General features: G+C 56.0%; 13 protein-coding genes. 8 read left to right on the top strand and 5 right to left on the bottom strand.

From position 1 onward, the window contains the following. Window positions 1-25: 25 nt before the first annotated feature. Window positions 26-1,195, bottom strand: a complete 1,170-nt coding sequence (locus ACUN8H_RS03610; RefSeq protein ID WP_445530793.1) for a mandelate racemase/muconate lactonizing enzyme family protein — start codon at window positions 1,193-1,195, stop codon at window positions 26-28. A 98-nt stretch (window positions 1,196-1,293) separates the two neighbouring features. Between ACUN8H_RS03610 and ACUN8H_RS03605 the strand changes: the two genes are divergently transcribed. The 4 genes from ACUN8H_RS03605 (at window position 1,294) to ACUN8H_RS03590 (ending at window position 6,927) form a co-directional block, all read left to right on the top strand. Beyond that, a complete protein-coding gene (locus ACUN8H_RS03605; RefSeq protein WP_445530792.1) occupies window positions 1,294-2,184 on the top strand; it encodes a LysR family transcriptional regulator in 891 nt (296 codons plus the stop codon). Between the two features lie 449 nt (window positions 2,185-2,633). Next, a complete protein-coding gene (gene zipA, locus ACUN8H_RS03600; protein ID WP_445530791.1) occupies window positions 2,634-4,451 on the top strand; it encodes a cell division protein ZipA in 1,818 nt (605 codons plus the stop codon). A gap of 155 nt (window positions 4,452-4,606) precedes the next feature. Further along, window positions 4,607-6,652, top strand: coding sequence for an NAD-dependent DNA ligase LigA (gene ligA / locus ACUN8H_RS03595; RefSeq protein ID WP_445530790.1), 2,046 nt, complete (start codon window positions 4,607-4,609; stop codon window positions 6,650-6,652). Beyond that, window positions 6,652-6,927, top strand: coding sequence for a YheU family protein (locus ACUN8H_RS03590; protein WP_176303260.1), 276 nt, complete (start codon window positions 6,652-6,654; stop codon window positions 6,925-6,927). The genes ligA and ACUN8H_RS03590 overlap by 1 nt, the downstream gene beginning before the upstream one ends. Here ACUN8H_RS03590 and mnmC read toward each other — a convergent pair. Together mnmC and ACUN8H_RS03580 are read right to left on the bottom strand one after the other, a co-directional pair. Then, window positions 6,921-8,936 carry a bifunctional tRNA (5-methylaminomethyl-2-thiouridine)(34)-methyltransferase MnmD/FAD-dependent 5-carboxymethylaminomethyl-2-thiouridine(34) oxidoreductase MnmC gene (gene mnmC, locus ACUN8H_RS03585; protein ID WP_445530789.1) on the bottom strand — a complete coding sequence of 672 codons (2,016 nt, stop codon included), beginning with the start codon at window positions 8,934-8,936 and terminating at the stop codon, window positions 6,921-6,923. The two genes, ACUN8H_RS03590 and mnmC, sit on opposite strands and share 7 nt — an antisense overlap. 158 nt (window positions 8,937-9,094) lie before the next feature. Then, window positions 9,095-9,394: a YciI family protein gene (locus ACUN8H_RS03580; RefSeq protein WP_290700066.1), complete on the bottom strand. Its 300-nt coding sequence runs from the start codon at window positions 9,392-9,394 to the stop codon at window positions 9,095-9,097. Window positions 9,395-9,543: 149 nt separating this feature from the next. Between ACUN8H_RS03580 and ACUN8H_RS03575 the strand changes: the two genes are divergently transcribed. Then, on the top strand, window positions 9,544-10,458 hold the full coding sequence (locus ACUN8H_RS03575; RefSeq protein WP_445530788.1) for a PHP domain-containing protein: 915 nt from the start codon (window positions 9,544-9,546) through the stop codon (window positions 10,456-10,458). A gap of 103 nt (window positions 10,459-10,561) precedes the next feature. Further along, entirely contained in the window at window positions 10,562-11,185 is a 624-nt protein-coding gene (locus ACUN8H_RS03570; protein ID WP_445530787.1) for an L-threonylcarbamoyladenylate synthase, read from the top strand. A gap of 17 nt (window positions 11,186-11,202) precedes the next feature. On the opposite strand, the gene ACUN8H_RS03565 is transcribed toward ACUN8H_RS03570, so the two are convergent. After that, entirely contained in the window at window positions 11,203-12,099 is an 897-nt protein-coding gene (locus ACUN8H_RS03565) for an ion transporter (RefSeq protein WP_445530786.1), read from the bottom strand. An 88-nt stretch (window positions 12,100-12,187) separates the two neighbouring features. Next, entirely contained in the window at window positions 12,188-13,087 is a 900-nt protein-coding gene (locus ACUN8H_RS03560; protein WP_445530785.1) for a CYTH domain-containing protein, read from the bottom strand. 137 nt (window positions 13,088-13,224) lie between these two features. On the opposite strand from ACUN8H_RS03560, the gene ACUN8H_RS03555 reads away from it, so the two are divergent. Together ACUN8H_RS03555 and ACUN8H_RS03550 are read left to right on the top strand one after the other, a co-directional pair. Beyond that, on the top strand, window positions 13,225-13,905 hold the full coding sequence (locus ACUN8H_RS03555) for a TIGR00153 family protein (protein WP_176303266.1): 681 nt from the start codon (window positions 13,225-13,227) through the stop codon (window positions 13,903-13,905). An 11-nt stretch (window positions 13,906-13,916) separates the two neighbouring features. After that, window positions 13,917-15,182: an inorganic phosphate transporter gene (locus ACUN8H_RS03550; protein ID WP_445530784.1), complete on the top strand. Its 1,266-nt coding sequence runs from the start codon at window positions 13,917-13,919 to the stop codon at window positions 15,180-15,182. Window positions 15,183-15,303 lie beyond the last annotated feature (121 nt).

Raw genomic sequence — 15,303 nt, 5'->3', positions numbered from 1 at the left:
TACCCTTCACCCATAACTTTCATCCTTAACTTTCACCAAGCGCGCGCATGACGGCATAAAGTTTAGACTTCGCTTCGAAACCCACACCGGGAATGTCTGGCAACCCTACATAGCCATTCTCCACCTGAATACCATCCGCAAAACCGCCAAACGGCTGGAAAACGTCCGGGTAGGATTCATTGCCGCCTAGCTGTAGACCTGCGGCGATATTCAGCGACATCTGGTGGCCGCCATGGGGAACCACGCGGCGCGAAGACCAGCCAAGCTCATCCATGACCTGCAGGGTACGCATATACTCCACCAAGCCATAGGAGAGTGCGCAATCGAACTGCACGTAGTCGCGGTCGGGCCGCATACCGCCATGGCGAAGTAAGTTTCTCGCATCCTGATGCGAGAACAGGTTCTCGCCTGTCGCCATGGGCAGCTCATAATGGTTGGCAAGCTCCGCCTGCAGGGCGTAGTCGAGCGGGTCGCCAGCCTCTTCGTACCAGAACAGGTTGTAAGGCTTGAGCGCTTCGGCGTAGGCAATAGCAGTGGCTTGGTCAAAACGGCCATTGGCATCCACGGCTAACCGGCTGCCATCGCCGACTACCTTAATAACGGCTTCGATGCGGCGTATGTCCTCTTCTAGTGGCGCAGCGCCAATCTTCATTTTGACCACGTTATAGCCGCGATCCAAATAGCTTCGCATCTCGTCCTGCAGTTTGCTGTGATCCTTGCCTGGGTAGTAGTAGCCACCGGCTGCGTAGACCCAAACTTTATCGTCTGCCTGCCCGTGGCGATAACGATCAGCCAGCAGCCGGTAAAGCGGCTTGCCTTCGATTTTGGCCACTGCATCCCACACGGCCATGTCGATTGTGCCTACCGCCACGGAGCGTTCGCCATGGCCGCCGGGCTTTTCGTTGGCCATTAAGGTTTTCCAGATAGCAAAGGGGTCCAGGTTGTCATTGGCCTGATCAATCAGGCTTTCCGGGTCGGCCTCGCTGATACGGTCAAGAAAACGGTCGCGCATCAAGGCGCCCTGGCCATAGCGGCCATTAGAGTTAAAACCGTAACCAATCACGGGCTTACCGTCGCGAATAACGTCGGTGATGACCGCCACCACCGAACAGGTCATCTTGGAAAAGTCGATATAAGCGTTGGCAATGGGCGAGGCGATAGAAACGGTTTTTTCGCGGATTTCAACAATGCGCATGCTGTGCTCCTTAATGGGTGATGGCACCACATTAAGCGTGACAACTCGGCGCTACCAATGCTATTACTGCGCCACCCCATGCTGAAACGGCATTGCCCATGGAACTTGTTTGGCTCGAAGACTTTATCGCCTTGGCAGAACACGGCAGCTTTGTGCGCGCAGCAGAAGCACGCCACATTACCCAGCCTGCGTTTAGCCGGCGCATTCGCTCGCTTGAACAGTGGATGGGCGTCAGCCTGTTTGTGCGCACGCCCCAAGGAACCTCGCTCACCGAAGCCGGTGCCCATATTCATACGCGTGCATTCGAAGCGACAAGCCGCCTTTATCGGCTGCGCGCAGAAGCGCAAGAGGTGGCAGGTAAAGCAGCGAAAACCCTGCAGTTCGCCGCCACCCACTCGCTCTCCTTTACGTTTTTTCCACGCTGGATTCGCCAGGTGGAGAGCGGCGCGCCGATTGAGGCCATGCAACTCCACTCAGACAGCATGCTTGGCTGCGAGCAGTTGTTGGTGCACGGCGAGGTTCCCTTTCTGCTCTGTCACCGGCATCCAGAAGTGCCGTCGCCACTGGCCAAGGAGCATTTCGTCAGTCAGCAAGTCGGTAATGACACCCTCATCGCCTTAGTCGGAAGCTCGCTAGACAGACATGTCGCCACTCACCAGCTTCCCTATTTAGCCTATACCGAAGCGTCGGGGTTGGGGCGCATTGTGGCCCATCGTTTCCATGGCAATAGCGAGCAGTTAGCGCTTAAGCCGCAGTTTAGTAGCCATTTAGCGGCTGTGCTGATGTCGATGGCTCTAGAAGGGAAAGGTCTTGCTTGGCTGCCAAAAAGCCTTGCAGAACAAGAGATTATCGATGGGCGATTAGTGAGAGCTCTGGATGAACAATGGGATATTACAGTACAAATTCATCTTGTACGGCCAATAGCCCCATTAAGCGTTGCCGCCGAAAACTTTTGGACGCGTGTGTCAGATCAATGTGCAAGCAACTAACAAAGAGCGATTAATGTTAGGCTGAAAGCGTAAAAATATGTTCTTAAGCGCTCATGTTAACTATATTACCTCTATTAAGAGCGCGCTAGTGAAGGCTAAGCGATTTATTGAGGAGTTGGGCAACGGTAGCTGAGGCGCTTGTCAAAACGGCTTTTCTTGCTACTTTGTTTCCTTTATAAAGCTATATATAAATGTTAAAGCAAAGCGTGTAGCACTTTTGTTTGAAGTTGAGGTCGTATTTTCTTGGCTTAGCAGCGCCGAAAATTGGCGGAGACGTGAAAATCGCGTTAAATGCAGCAAAAATTGGCCATTTTCATAACATTCGCGCTATGCTTGGACTTATTGATGGCACGCATTTATTTAATAGCCGTTACCTATATTCAGATTCAGGCATGAATTTTTAGACGCAGTGCCTTAGCAACCGGCAAGATGACCATGGAACGTTCGACATGGAACTAAGAGAGTGGCTAATCATTTTAGGACTGGCGTTGGTATCGCTCATCGTTATAGACGGTGCGCGTAGACTTCAACGACAGCGGCGTGTACCCCGTTTGGATCAAGCGGGTCAGGATCTTTCTGCTAGTCAGCAAGAAGATCCCGATGAGGCTGCTAAAGCAGCGGAAATCAATTGGGAACTTCCCAATGGAGGAGCCCGCGTTGTTAAACCCGCTGACTATAGTGGCTTAGGTAATAAACCCAAGCTAGAGCGTCAAGAGCATCCTGGCCCTTCCAGGGTGCTTTCTGAGTTTAGGCGTTCGGCATCAGCCAAGGCAGCTAAGCGTAAGGCGGATAAAGCGGAATTCACTGCTAATAAGCACGCCGTGGCAACTGAAAAATCGCAACGTCCAGAAGTCGCCCAATCCACAGTGGCGCCTTCCATGCCGTCTGAGCATGAGCGACGCGAGCCCAGTATTTCGATGGCTAGTACGGCTGCACCGCAACCACACTCCGATCAACCGGCTGCTTCCACGCCAGCGCCCTCTGTAGCTGCTACCAGCGCACAGATAGACCTAACAGAATCTTCACCAGTCGCCACTGCAAAAGAATCCACCGCGGCGGTAAAAGAAGCGCCAGCGAGTACACCGCCCGCAGCTTCTTCTGACGCTGGTGCCATCAGTACAAGTTCCATCAGCACCCGGGATGCCGATACCGACACCACCGCTCAGCCTCATTATGAAGCGGAGCCGGTACTGCGCGCCGAGCCCGAAGATGCCGTGTTTGCCAAGCATGCTAATGAACACTCGCCTAAACGCCGCCAACTGCGCTCCGATACCGTCGGTGAGTACGACGAGCTGGGCGATGATGAAGTGGATGAGTATCGGTTAGTCGATTTTGAAGGCATGGGGCGCTCACTTAAGCGGCGTTTGATTGAGCGACGCAAAGAGAATCAGCGCAAAAAGGCTGAAAAAGCAGCGCGCGATAAAGCCTTGGCGCAGCAGAAAGCCGAGCGTAAAGCATTAGAAGCTGAGCAGCGGCGCGAAGCGAAAGAAGCCGCCGATGCTGAGCGAGCTCGCGTGGCTCAAGAGCAGGCGCAGGCACGTGAAGAAGCGGCGGCGGAAAGGCTCGCCGCCCAACAGCGTATGGATGAGCAGGCGCGGGAAGAGGCCCACTATGAAGCGCCGGGTTATGAAGCGGATTATCATGGTGATGTGGCTGAAAGCGACGATTATCTCGGCGATACAGGCTATGCACTTGATGAAACAGAGCGTGGTGAAACAGAGGCGTATGGGAGCAACGAGAGAGTTCGCATTCATCCCACGTTAGAAAAAGCCCTGCGCCACGATGTCAGCGGTGAACATGCCAAAGAGACGCTCTCCAGCGCGGAAGAAGTCGTGGTGATCAGCGTTCTTTCCCGCGACCCTGAAGGTTTTGATGGCAGCAAACTGCTCGAACTCATGATGGTGTGTGGCTTGCGCTATAGCCGTGAAATGGGCATTTTTCATCGCTTTGAAACGGAAAGTGATGACAGCGAATTGCAGTTTTCCATGGTCAATGTCGTCAAGCCCGGTACCTTCCCCATTGAAGAGATGGGTGAGTTCATGACGCCAGGCATTACCTTATTGATGCCACTGCCGGGTGCGCTCGATAGCGCGGCCGCCTTCGAGGCGATGGTCGAGACCGCTATGGTCGTGGTGCGTCATATGGGCGGCGAATTGAAAGATGAAAACCGCAGCGTGATGACCGCACAAACGATTGAGTTTGCCCGTCAACGCGTGCGTGAATTTGAACGTCGCCATCGCCTGCATCGGCACATGCAAGCCCGCTAATTTATGTTGGCTGTTCAACACCCGCCTTCTTGCCAGAAGGCGGGTGTTTTTGTTCAATACGCACTAATTTTGCAGTCATTTACTGTTCGCTTTCATTCTATTTTTTAACTGCTTAGGTTTGGCGTTGTCGCTGCCAAGTACTGGAACCCATTCTAATGAGCAAGTCTGATTCTCAACCTGTGGAAGAGATTACCCAACTGCGCGCCGCCCTGGACGAGGCCAACTACCGTTACTACGTGCTGGATGATCCTACCCTCACCGATGCCGACTATGACCGGAAACTGCAGCGTCTCAAGCAGTTGGAAACCGATCAGCCAGAACTGATCACCAACGATTCACCTACTCAACGTGTCGGCGCCGCCCCCGCTGATGGCTTTCCCTCTGTGGCCCACGCCATCCCCATGCTGTCATTGGATAATGCCTTTAGCCGCGGCGACATTCATGCTTTTGCCGAACGAGTAGCGGAACGCCTGGAGTGCACGGCAGACGAGGTGGAATTTACCTGCGAGCCGAAATTGGATGGTGCGGCGGTGTCCCTGGTGTATGAACAGGGCGTGCTGGTGAGTGGCGCGACCCGAGGCGATGGGCGCACCGGTGAAGGAATTACCTCTAATCTGCGTACACTGCGCTCGGTGCCGCTAAAGCTGATGGGCAAAAACACCCCCGAGTTACTAGAAGTCCGGGGTGAAGTGATTATGCGCCACCAAGGCTTCGAGGCGCTGAACGAACGCGCTCGGGAAGAGGGCAGCAAGGTATTTGCCAACCCGCGCAACGCTGCGGCTGGCAGCCTGCGTCAGCTCGACCCGCGCATTACCGCCAAGCGCCCGCTGGAGTTTCATGCTTATCAAGTTGCCCGCATCAATATGGCTAATTTGGATGACAGCGTAATTCCTACGCATAGTCGCCAGATGGAAAGGCTTAAAGATTGGGGCTTTCGATCAAGTAATAAACTTGAAATTGTTACAGGTCCCGAGGCGGTCGCCGATTACTGTGAGCAGTTGGGCGCAAAACGTGATGCCCTGGGCTTTGATATCGACGGCGTCGTCATCAAGGTGAATGACCTGCGTTACCAGCGTGAGTTGGGCTTTGTGGCCCGCGCGCCGCGCTGGGCGGTGGCGTTTAAGTATCCTGCCCAGGAAGAGGTCACCACCCTAAACGATGTCGAGTTTCAGGTCGGCCGCACCGGCGCGATTACGCCGGTGGCGCGGCTCGAGCCGGTCACGGTGGCTGGGGTGACGGTCTCCAATGCCACGCTGCACAACGCCGATGAGATCAACCGGCTGGACGTGATGATCGGTGACACGGTCTCTATTCGCCGCGCTGGCGACGTTATCCCTCAGGTCGTCAGAGTGCATGTGGAGCAACGGCCTGCCGATGCCAGAGTTATTGTTTTTCCTGAGCACTGCCCGGTGTGCGGTTCGGATATTGAGCGCATCGACGGCGAAGCGGTCGCCCGTTGTTCCGGTGGCCTCTATTGTGCCGCTCAGCGCAAAGAGGCCTTGAAGCACTTTGCCAGCCGTAAGGCGCTGGATATTGACGGCCTGGGCGAGAAATTGATCGTGCAACTGGTCGACCTGGATTGGGTGAAAACCCCGGCGGATCTGTTTCATCTCACCATTGAACAGCTCAAAAGCCTGCCGCGCATGGGCGAGAAATCGGCTACGAACCTGGTCAACTCCCACGAAAAAGCCAAATCGACTACCCTGGCACGGTTTATCTATTCGCTGGGTATTCGTGAAGTGGGCGAAGCCACCGCGGCCAACTTGGCCAACCATTTTGGCACGCTCGAAGCTGTTCAAGCGGCCGAGCTGGCAGCGCTGGAAGCGGTGAACGATGTTGGCCCGATTGTCGCGGCCCATGTGCATACCTTTTTCCGCCAGCCCCACAACCAGGAAACCATTGCTGCGTTGATTGATGCCGGCGTTACTTGGCAAGAAGCAGCGGTTACCCAAGGGCCGACGCCGCTGGAAGGCCAAACCTGGGTGTTGACCGGTTCGCTGGAAAGCATGACGCGGGATGAAGGTAAGGCACGCCTGCAGGCGTTAGGGGCCAAGGTGGCAGGCAGCGTATCGAAAAAAACCACGTGTTTAGTCGCTGGTGAAGCGGCAGGCAGCAAGCTGACCAAAGCCGAACAGATGGGCGTGGAAGTTGTCGACGAAGCCACTTTTATTGAACGTTTGGCAGAGTGGGAGCAGGGTTAATGAGTCGTTTTATTGAAGTGCCCGCCAGAATGTTGCCGCCGGAAACCCTCGATGCCTTGCTAGAGGCGTTTGTGACCCGCCAGGGTTACGACACCACTGATACCACGGGTGAAGGCATGCACGGCTGGGTAGCCGAGCTAAAAAAGCAGCTAGAGCGTAATGAGCTGATCATCGCCCACGACCTCGAGCTAGAGATGACCGAAGTCATGACCCTAGCACGATGGCGCTCGTTTGGCCGTGATATCGCTGATGACGAGGAAGAGGGAGATTATTGAGCGCGAATAATCGCGCTAATAATGCGCCGTCCTGGGTGCAGGTGATCGACCAGCGGCGCTTCCAGCGGCATCGGTTCGTCGCACATGCGTGAGGCAATCACCTCGGCGCATAAAGGGGCGCTGGCCAATCCGCGCGAGCCGTGTGCGGCGGATATCCACAGGCCCGAATAGTGCGCGCCGGGTGTGACGGGCACGCGGGTGGCATCTTTGCTCAGCAGGGAATAATCCGCCCGCCACGCCTCTGCTACCGGCACTGGCCCTGCGTAAGGGGTTTTATCGGGGCTGGCTGCACGTACCGCCGCACGGCCCTGAAGCTGCTCTGGGCTTAGCGCAATACCCGCCTGCTCCAATTCCGCCACCAACGCGGGCAGCGTTTGCCGCAGCTCCTCAATATTGCGCTGATGATCGTCGGCGGTTACATCGCTGGTTGCGTTATTAGGTAAAAAGCTGGCGCCAAAGGTCAGTACCCCATCTAGAGCAGGCGCTACATAGCCCCCGGCGCATACCACGCGGGTTGGGCCTGTTACCTCATCGGGTAGCTTTATCTCGCTTATCTGGCCGCGCACCGATTGCAGCGGCAGCTCAGCCGTTTGTGCAAAGCGATTGGCTAAATGGGCGTTGGCGATCACCACCTGATCCGCCTTAAGCGTACTGCCATCGGCCAAGTTCAACTGCCAGCCGGTGTCGAGTGGCGTAAGGGAGCTAACGTCACCCTGCAGGCAGGTCACGCCGGGCTGTTTAAGCAAGTGTTCACAGAGAGCTTTGGGCCGCACCCAACCTGCTTGTGGGTAAATTAGCCCATGGGGTGCATCAATGGGCATTGCCGCGGCTTCGCTGAGAGCCGGGTTGCTTAACCCGGTAACGACGTCGCTGGGCAGCGGGTGCTGTTCGATAAAACGCTGCTGGCGGCGCGCTTCTTTATCGCTACTCGCCAACTGCACCACACCGCAGGGCTGCCACAAAACGTGGGCGGCACGTTGCTGTGACAGCCAGCGCTGGCTATACAGCAGTCCAGAAAGATAAACCCGGCTTTGATGATTGGTTTCAGCCGCCAGTTTTACATACAGCGCCCCTTGGCGGTTGCCTGAGCCGCCTGCGCCGGGGGCTTCGCGCTCAATCACCGTCACCTTAATGCCACGTTTAGCCAGCGCCGCCGCCACGCTGCTGCCCGCAAGCCCTGCACCGACGATGGCTACGTGCATCGCAGCGTGCTTTACATTGACCAAGGGCGGTGGCGTAAACCAGGGCGTTGCTTGGCGGCGCTGATCCACAGGCGGCGTTTCAATACTGCCCGCGAGCATTTCCCGCTTGCGGCCATAGCCCGGTACTTTCTTCCAATCAAAGCCCGCTGCTTTCAAGCCCCGCTTAACGATGCCTGCACAAGTGAAGGTGGCAAACGTCGCGCCGGGCCGCGAGCGGGCGGCCATGGCATTGAATAGCTCGGGTTGCCACATGTCGGGGTTTTTGGAAGGCGCAAAGCCGTCTAAAAACCAGGCGTCGACTTGACCATCCAGTTGCGTCAGGCGTTCGGTGGTATCGCCGTAATGCAGGTCGAGGGTGACGCGCTCGGTCAAGTGCAGGCGGTGGATACCACTGACGCCCGCGGGCCACTGATCACACAGCACGCGCGCATAAGCCGCTAGCGATGGCCAGGCAGCCAGGGCCTGTTCCAACGCTTCTCGCGCAAGCGGAAACTTCTCTGTGGATATCAGGTGTAGCCGTGCAGTGGGCGCTGCATGCTGCTCAAAACAGGCCCAGGCGCAGAGCATATTAAGCCCAGTGCCAAAGCCGGTTTCGCCAATCACAAAGGGCCGTTTGGCTTCCCAGGCGGCAAAGCGTTGAGGAAGGTGGTTGGCACCGAGAAAGACATGCTCGGTTTCAGCACGCCCATCCCCACGGGTGAAATAGACGTCATCAAATGCTGCCGAATGGGGCGCGCCCTCGTTCCAGGTAAGCAGTGGCGACGTTAATGCCGCGAGGGCAGGCAAAGCATTGGAACGTTGGGTCACGCAGATATCCGTCTAAGTAAAAAGCTGGTTAAAAAATGATCAATTTGTCGCCGCTGGCGCTGGCTCTGGCTTAGCGCAAAGCGTCCGCCGGGTTTGCACAGAGTTTTCCACAGGCTCTGTGAAAAAGCGGGCGGACCCTCCACACTCGCCTATTGGGGTCAAGGCAAAACTTTTTTGAACGGCTTAACAATTACCTTGGCATAGACCCCTGCAATCATGTATGGGTCGGCGTCGGCCCATGCATTGGCGTCTTCCAGGCTCTCGAATTCGGCCACGACCAAGCTGCCGGAAAAGCCCGCATCGCCTGGGTTTTCAGCGTCGATGGCAGGGTGTGGGCCAGCCAATACTACGCGGCCTTCATCGCGCAGCGCTTCCAAACGGGCTAGGTGATCAGGACGAGCGGCCAAGCGGCGCTCTAAGCTGTTGGGCACGTCTTCACTGATAATGGCATACAGCATTGGGGATAACTCCTTGAAAACAAGAGGGATGAAAAGCGACCGCTAATTGACCGCGCTAGCAGATGCGCGCACCATATCTTACCTATTACACGTACTTTATTCACAGCTGAAAAAGCGCATTCTGACAAACTGCTCACACGGCGTCATTTATGTCCCGACTTCCTAATACCTTTGATGCCGATCAACGCTACCCGGTTGATTTGCACATGCACTCCACCGCTTCTGATGGTGCGCTATCGCCCACGGAACTAGTAGCGCTGTGCGCTGCACGTGGGCTGACGCATATGTCGCTTACCGATCACGATACCATGGATGGGATTGATGAAGCGGCCCACGCGGCACAGCAAGCAGGCCTATGTTTGATTCCTGGCTGTGAGTTATCCACACGCTGGCAGGGCGTCAATATCCATGTCGTGGCGCTAATGCCCGGCGGCTTGCAGGGGGCCATGGTGGAAGGCCTAATTCAACAGCGCGAGGCGCGTATTCAGCGTGCGGAAGTGATAGCCGAACGGCTGGAAAAAGTCGGCTTAACGAATGCGCTAGAAAAAGCGCGACTTCACGCCGGAAGCGACCGCCCGCTAGGCCGCCCGGATTTTGCCCGTGCCCTGGTGGAAGATGGAGTGGTGCCCGATTGGGCGAGCGCCTTTAAACGCTATCTGGGCAGCGGTAAGAAGGGCGATGTTAAAGCCCATTGGCCGGAAATTAGCCAAGCGGTTAGCTGGATTGTCGGATCCGGCGGCGTCGCAGTTATCGCCCATCCATTGCGCCATGGGCTTACCCGACGCAAGCGTGGCCTGCTAATGGATACTTTTCAGGCAGCGGGTGGGCAAGCGGCCGAACTGGTGAGTGGGCAGCAGAACCCGGATAGCACTCGCGACCTGGCGCGTCAATTAGTGGAGCGCGGCCTTTACGCCTCTATGGGCAGCGATTTTCACTTCCCCGGCAGCCATGCGGCCCCTGGTAGCATGAGCTTGGTACCGCGCACGGCAGCCCCCCCCATATGGCAGCATCCGCGCCTGGTACATCTGCACGATGCCGCCCCCGGCCAGTTAGCGGCCGGCTAAGTCGTCAGCCGCTTAAGTGATCACCGGCATAAGTTATCAACAGCCAATGTCAGCTATGCTGTAGGTACGCGCTAAGCGAGTGAGCTTTCAAAGGAGCAGTTTTATGAGCCAATATTTTCAGATTCACCCGGAAAACCCTCAAAAACGCCTCATTGATCAGGCGATTACGATCATTCGTAAAGGCGGTGTTGTCGCTTATCCCACCGACTCTGGATACGCCTTGGGTTGTCACTTGGGGGAAAAGAAAGCCATCGAGAAAATCAAATGGCTGCGCTCTCTGGACGATAAGCACAACTTTACCCTGGTATGTTCCGACCTATCGCAAATCGGCACCTACGCCAAGGTGGATAATGACGTTTTCCGCTTGTTGAAAGCGCATACGCCGGGGCCTTATACCTATATTTTGGACGCGACCTCCGAAGTGCCGCGCTTATTGTTACACCCTAAGCGTCGCTCCATCGGCGTGCGCGTGCCGGACCATCGCATTACTCACGCGCTGCTGGCCGCGTTGGGGGAGCCGTTGATGAGTGTCACGCTGATTCCGGTAGGCGATGATCTGCCCATGAACGACCCGGAAGGGATCCGCGAGCGTTTTGGTGCGCACCTGGATGCCATTATCGACGGCGGCGCCTGCCATCTAGATCCCACCAGCGTTATCGACTTGCGTGCATTACCGCCCACCATTATTCGCGAAGGGCGCGGTGATATCAGCCCCTTTCAGGCATAGATTCATGTGTCAGTAAGCTAGTCCGAAGGCGGGTCTGCCTGCGCGTCTTTGTTTTCGTCTTTCTTGCGCGGGTCTTCGCTGTCTTCGTCTAGCCAAGTACCGCAGCGTAGGCAGTAGCGGGCACGTTTTTCATGTCGTTCGTGCCCGCAGCCGGGGCAGGCTTCTTCTGAGTAGCGCTCTTCGCGAATCGAGCGAATCACCTGCGCGGAGAACACCCCGGTGGGTACGGCAATGATCGAGTAACCGAGCAGCATTAAAATCACGGTAATTGACTTACCCAGCGACGTGGCGGGAACGATGTCGCCGTAGCCGACCGTGGTCATGCTAACGATAGCCCAATACATCGACATGGGAATGCTGGTAAAGCCCGCCTCGGGGGATTCGATGGTGTACATCAAGGCCGCGAACAGCGTGATGACCATCAAGATGGCGCTAAAAAATAGCAGAATCTGACGCATGCTGCGTTTGAGCGCATCTAGCAGGAGGCGCGCCTCGCCGACAAAATCCATCAAACGTAGAATGCGGAAAATACGCAGCACACGCAGTAAGCGAACAATCACCAACCCATGGGCGCCCGGTACCAGAAGTACGAGCCAAGTGGGCAGAATGGCAATTAAATCCACGATTCCATAAAAGCTTCTTAAATAGAGCAGAGGTCTTTCCAGGCAGTAGATGCGCAGCGCCAGCTCGATGGTAAACAGCAGCGTAAAGGTCCATTCGAGGTAGAAAAAAATATGCCCGTAACGCTCAGCATAAATTTCAATGCTGTCCAGCATAATGACCGCAACGCTGAGCAAAATTGCCCCAATCAATGCGATATCGAAGGCTTTGGCACCCGGCGTGTCGGACTCAAAAATAATATGGAACAGACGGGCACGCAGCCCTTCGGCGCCAGGAGTTAAGTGTAAATTCATTGCATCATCCTGAAAGGGGGCTCAATACGGTCCTTCAAAACAGTCCTTCAAACCAGTTCCTCAAAACAGTCCTTAATGTTACTTACCGCTAGCGTAGCGCGGTTTGATACGCCAAGCGATGGGCGAGTGCCAACGCAGCTTTACCGTAAGCGGTGCTGGGCTGGCCCTGGGCGTCTAAGCCGCCAAGTAGCGCTTGTGCGTACGGGCGGGTAGTCGCATCCAGGGCAGGGTGATGGGCCAGAGTGGTTAACGCCTGCTGGGCATCGGTCAGGAAGTTTGCCTGCTGGCTGTCGTGGTAGGCGTCCAGCGCCAGCGTGGCGCGATGCAGCCACTGCGCCAGGGAGTGCGCTTCAGGCAGTGGCCAGTGCTGTGTGCTGAGTGCATTACCACGCGCCGCTTTGCTGCTATCGGAAGGGCGCAGCGGCACCTGCTCTGAAAGCGTCAATGCCAAGGCCCACAGCGTCTCCGGATCGCCCTCCTTCAGTTCAAGTTCCATCTCTCGAATAGGCGTGCGGTAGCCGCCGCTGCTAATTTCACCTTCATCAAGAACCAGTTCGATATGCCCAGGTTGGGGTGAGGACGCATCAATGAGCTGCCAGCTGCGGCGTGTAAAGTCGGTGCTAAGTTGAGGGGTGAGGCAGCTCAGCACCTTGCCAAGCTCGCCTTTAAAAGGAGGAAGCTCAGCGAGTGCGGCTAGGTCTAGCGCGTCGCCAGGCACCTGCCACTCCCACTCTGCCCGTTGTGAAAGTCCGCCACCGCCCTGGCCAGCGGTTTTCACTGTTTGCAGTACGTGGCCATCTATTTTGCGTAGGCGTAACGCGATTCTTGCCTTGGCCAAATCACCGTCAGGCGTATCAAAGTAAGTGTTGGTTAGCGTTTGCTGGCGCGCCAATGTTGAGCCAAGGTGAGGGTGTGCGCGTAGCGCCGCAGGCCCTTCAGGTGCTAGGGCAAGCTTCAATTCCACTTCCATGGGATGGGTATTTTTCATGACACTTGCCACCTCGTTATCGTGACATTTAAATGAATATTTGGTTACATTTGTGAACTTTTCATGACGGCGGCGGGCGCACTCTTTATACTGGCGCCGCCATTTCCAGGCTTTCCGAAAACAGGCTAAAAGGCATTATGGTTACCTCCAATCCTTTTTCTTCGATGTTTGGCCGCTCGCCATTCCAGCCGTTATTGGCCCATATCGTCAAGGCGAATGAATGTGCCGACCAGCTGTTGCCGTTTTTTGAAGCAACGCTTGCCAACGACTGGGACAAAGCAGCCGAGCTACGCGAAAACGTCACCCGTTTAGAGCATGACGCCGATACGCTGAAAACAGAGCTGCGGTTGAATCTGCCCAACACCATGTTTCTGCCGGTCTCGCGCTCCGACCTACTCGACCTGATCAGCGTGCAGGACAAAATCGCCAATAAGACGCGCGACATTACCGGCATTATGCTGGGGCGTAAAATGCGCGTGCCTGACGAGCTGGCGGATCCTATGCGCGATTACATCCGTACCAGTGTTGCTTGTGTTGCCCAAGCCCGCCAAGCGTTGGAAGAACTCAAGGATCTGCTTGAGTCCGGCTTTGGCAAAAACGTCTCTGATGTCATGCAAAATATGATCCGTGAACTGCATACCCTTGAGCACCAAGCTGATGATCAACAGGTGACGATCCGTCGCCAACTCTTCGCGCTTGAGAGCCAGCTACCGCCAGTAGACGTGATCTTCCTCTACAAAATCATTGAATGGGTTGGCGAACTATCTGATCGCGCTGAGCGCGTGGGTAGCCGCCTGCAGATCCTGACTGCCCGCTAAGGGGACCTTTCATGCAGATTATTGCCCAGCACGGTGACATCTTCATTATCCTGGCCTGTTTGTTTGGCTTCTTCATGGCCTGGGGTGTGGGTGCCAATGACGTCGCCAACGCTATGGGAACCTCGGTGGGGTCGAAAGCGATCACCATCAAGCAAGCCATTCTTATCGCTGTCGTCTTCGAGTTCTTAGGCGCGTGGTTGGCGGGCGGCGAGGTGACCAACACGATCCGCAAAGGGATTATCGATCCTGAGCTGTTGCAAGATGACCCGCAACTGCTGGTATACGGCATGCTGGCAGCGTTGCTGGCCGCTGGCACTTGGCTGCTGGTGGCGTCCATGAAAGGCTGGCCGGTTTCCACGACCCACTCGATTGTCGGCGCGATCGTGGGCTTTGCGGTCGCAGGGCTAGGCCCCGCCATGGTGGATTGGGGTGCCGTGGGCACGATTGCCGCTAGCTGGGTGGTGTCGCCCTTGTTGGCAGGCACCATTGGCTTTGTGCTGTTTAAATCGGTTCACCACCTGATTTTTGAAGATGCCAACCCATTCACGGCCGCTAAACGCTATGTGCCGGGCTATGTATTCCTGGTTGGGTTTATCGTTTCGATGGTAACGCTGACCAAAGGGCTGTCCCATGTGGGGCTGGACTTAACCTTTAACCAGAGCCTGCTGCTGTCGATTCTGCTGGGGCTGGTGATTATGGTGATTGGTTTGGTGATGCAGCGGCGTATCAAGTTTGAGCACAACGCGAATGATCACTTTGGCTACGCCAACGTAGAGCGCGTGTTTGGCGTGCTGATGATCTTCACCGCCTGCGCCATGGCCTTTGCCCATGGTTCAAACGATGTGGCGAATGCGGTTGGCCCGCTGGCAGCAGTCATCAGCGTGGTACAAACCGGTGGTGAAATTGGTAGTTCTGCGCTGGTGCCTTGGTGGGTACTGGTACTTGGCGGCGGCGGTATCGTGGTGGGTCTAGTCACTTACGGCCATAAAGTCATCGCCACTGTAGGTACTGGAATTACCGAGCTCACGCCCAGTCGTGGTTTCGCGGCCACGCTGGCGGCAGCCACGACGGTGGTGCTTGCATCGGGTACTGGCCTGCCGATTTCCACTACGCATACCCTGGTAGGGGCAATTTTAGGTGTTGGACTCGCACGCGGCATGGCGGCGCTTAACCTACGGGTTATCGGTACGATTGCGGCGTCTTGGTTGATCACCTTGCCCGCCGGTGCTGGTCTTGCGATCCTGTTCTTCTTCATGTTCAAAGGCATGTTCGGCTAAATATAGGCTCGAAAGTCTTTAAGCAGTACCTGAGCGGGAATATCACAGCGGCATCTTCATGTTTATCTGCTTTAGATCGAGCAGATTTGCATTAGAAGGTGCCGCTGTTTTTTGTGCTCTG

Source organism: Vreelandella sp. V005, from assembly GCF_052645115.1.
Note: the sequence above shows the minus strand (reverse complement) of the source record. Positions and strands in the feature narration are given on the sequence as shown.

Excerpts from the sequence above, each read along its gene's own strand:
- ACUN8H_RS03555 (WP_176303266.1), top strand. The coding sequence starts at position 13,225 with ATGGTTACCTCCAATCCTTTTTCTTCGATGTTTGGCCGCTCGCCATTC.
- ACUN8H_RS03570 (WP_445530787.1), top strand. The coding sequence starts at position 10,562 with ATGAGCCAATATTTTCAGATTCACCCGGAAAACCCTCAAAAACGCCTC.
- ACUN8H_RS03565 (WP_445530786.1), bottom strand. The coding sequence starts at position 12,099 with ATGAATTTACACTTAACTCCTGGCGCCGAAGGGCTGCGTGCCCGTCTG.
- ACUN8H_RS03550 (WP_445530784.1), top strand. The coding sequence starts at position 13,917 with ATGCAGATTATTGCCCAGCACGGTGACATCTTCATTATCCTGGCCTGT.
- ligA (WP_445530790.1), top strand. The coding sequence starts at position 4,607 with ATGAGCAAGTCTGATTCTCAACCTGTGGAAGAGATTACCCAACTGCGC.
- ACUN8H_RS03580 (WP_290700066.1), bottom strand. The coding sequence starts at position 9,394 with ATGCTGTATGCCATTATCAGTGAAGACGTGCCCAACAGCTTAGAGCGC.
- ACUN8H_RS03610 (WP_445530793.1), bottom strand. The coding sequence starts at position 1,195 with ATGCGCATTGTTGAAATCCGCGAAAAAACCGTTTCTATCGCCTCGCCC.
- ACUN8H_RS03590 (WP_176303260.1), top strand. The coding sequence starts at position 6,652 with ATGAGTCGTTTTATTGAAGTGCCCGCCAGAATGTTGCCGCCGGAAACC.
- ACUN8H_RS03560 (WP_445530785.1), bottom strand. The coding sequence starts at position 13,087 with ATGAAAAATACCCATCCCATGGAAGTGGAATTGAAGCTTGCCCTAGCA.
- zipA (WP_445530791.1), top strand. The coding sequence starts at position 2,634 with ATGGAACTAAGAGAGTGGCTAATCATTTTAGGACTGGCGTTGGTATCG.
- ACUN8H_RS03605 (WP_445530792.1), top strand. The coding sequence starts at position 1,294 with ATGGAACTTGTTTGGCTCGAAGACTTTATCGCCTTGGCAGAACACGGC.
- ACUN8H_RS03575 (WP_445530788.1), top strand. The coding sequence starts at position 9,544 with ATGTCCCGACTTCCTAATACCTTTGATGCCGATCAACGCTACCCGGTT.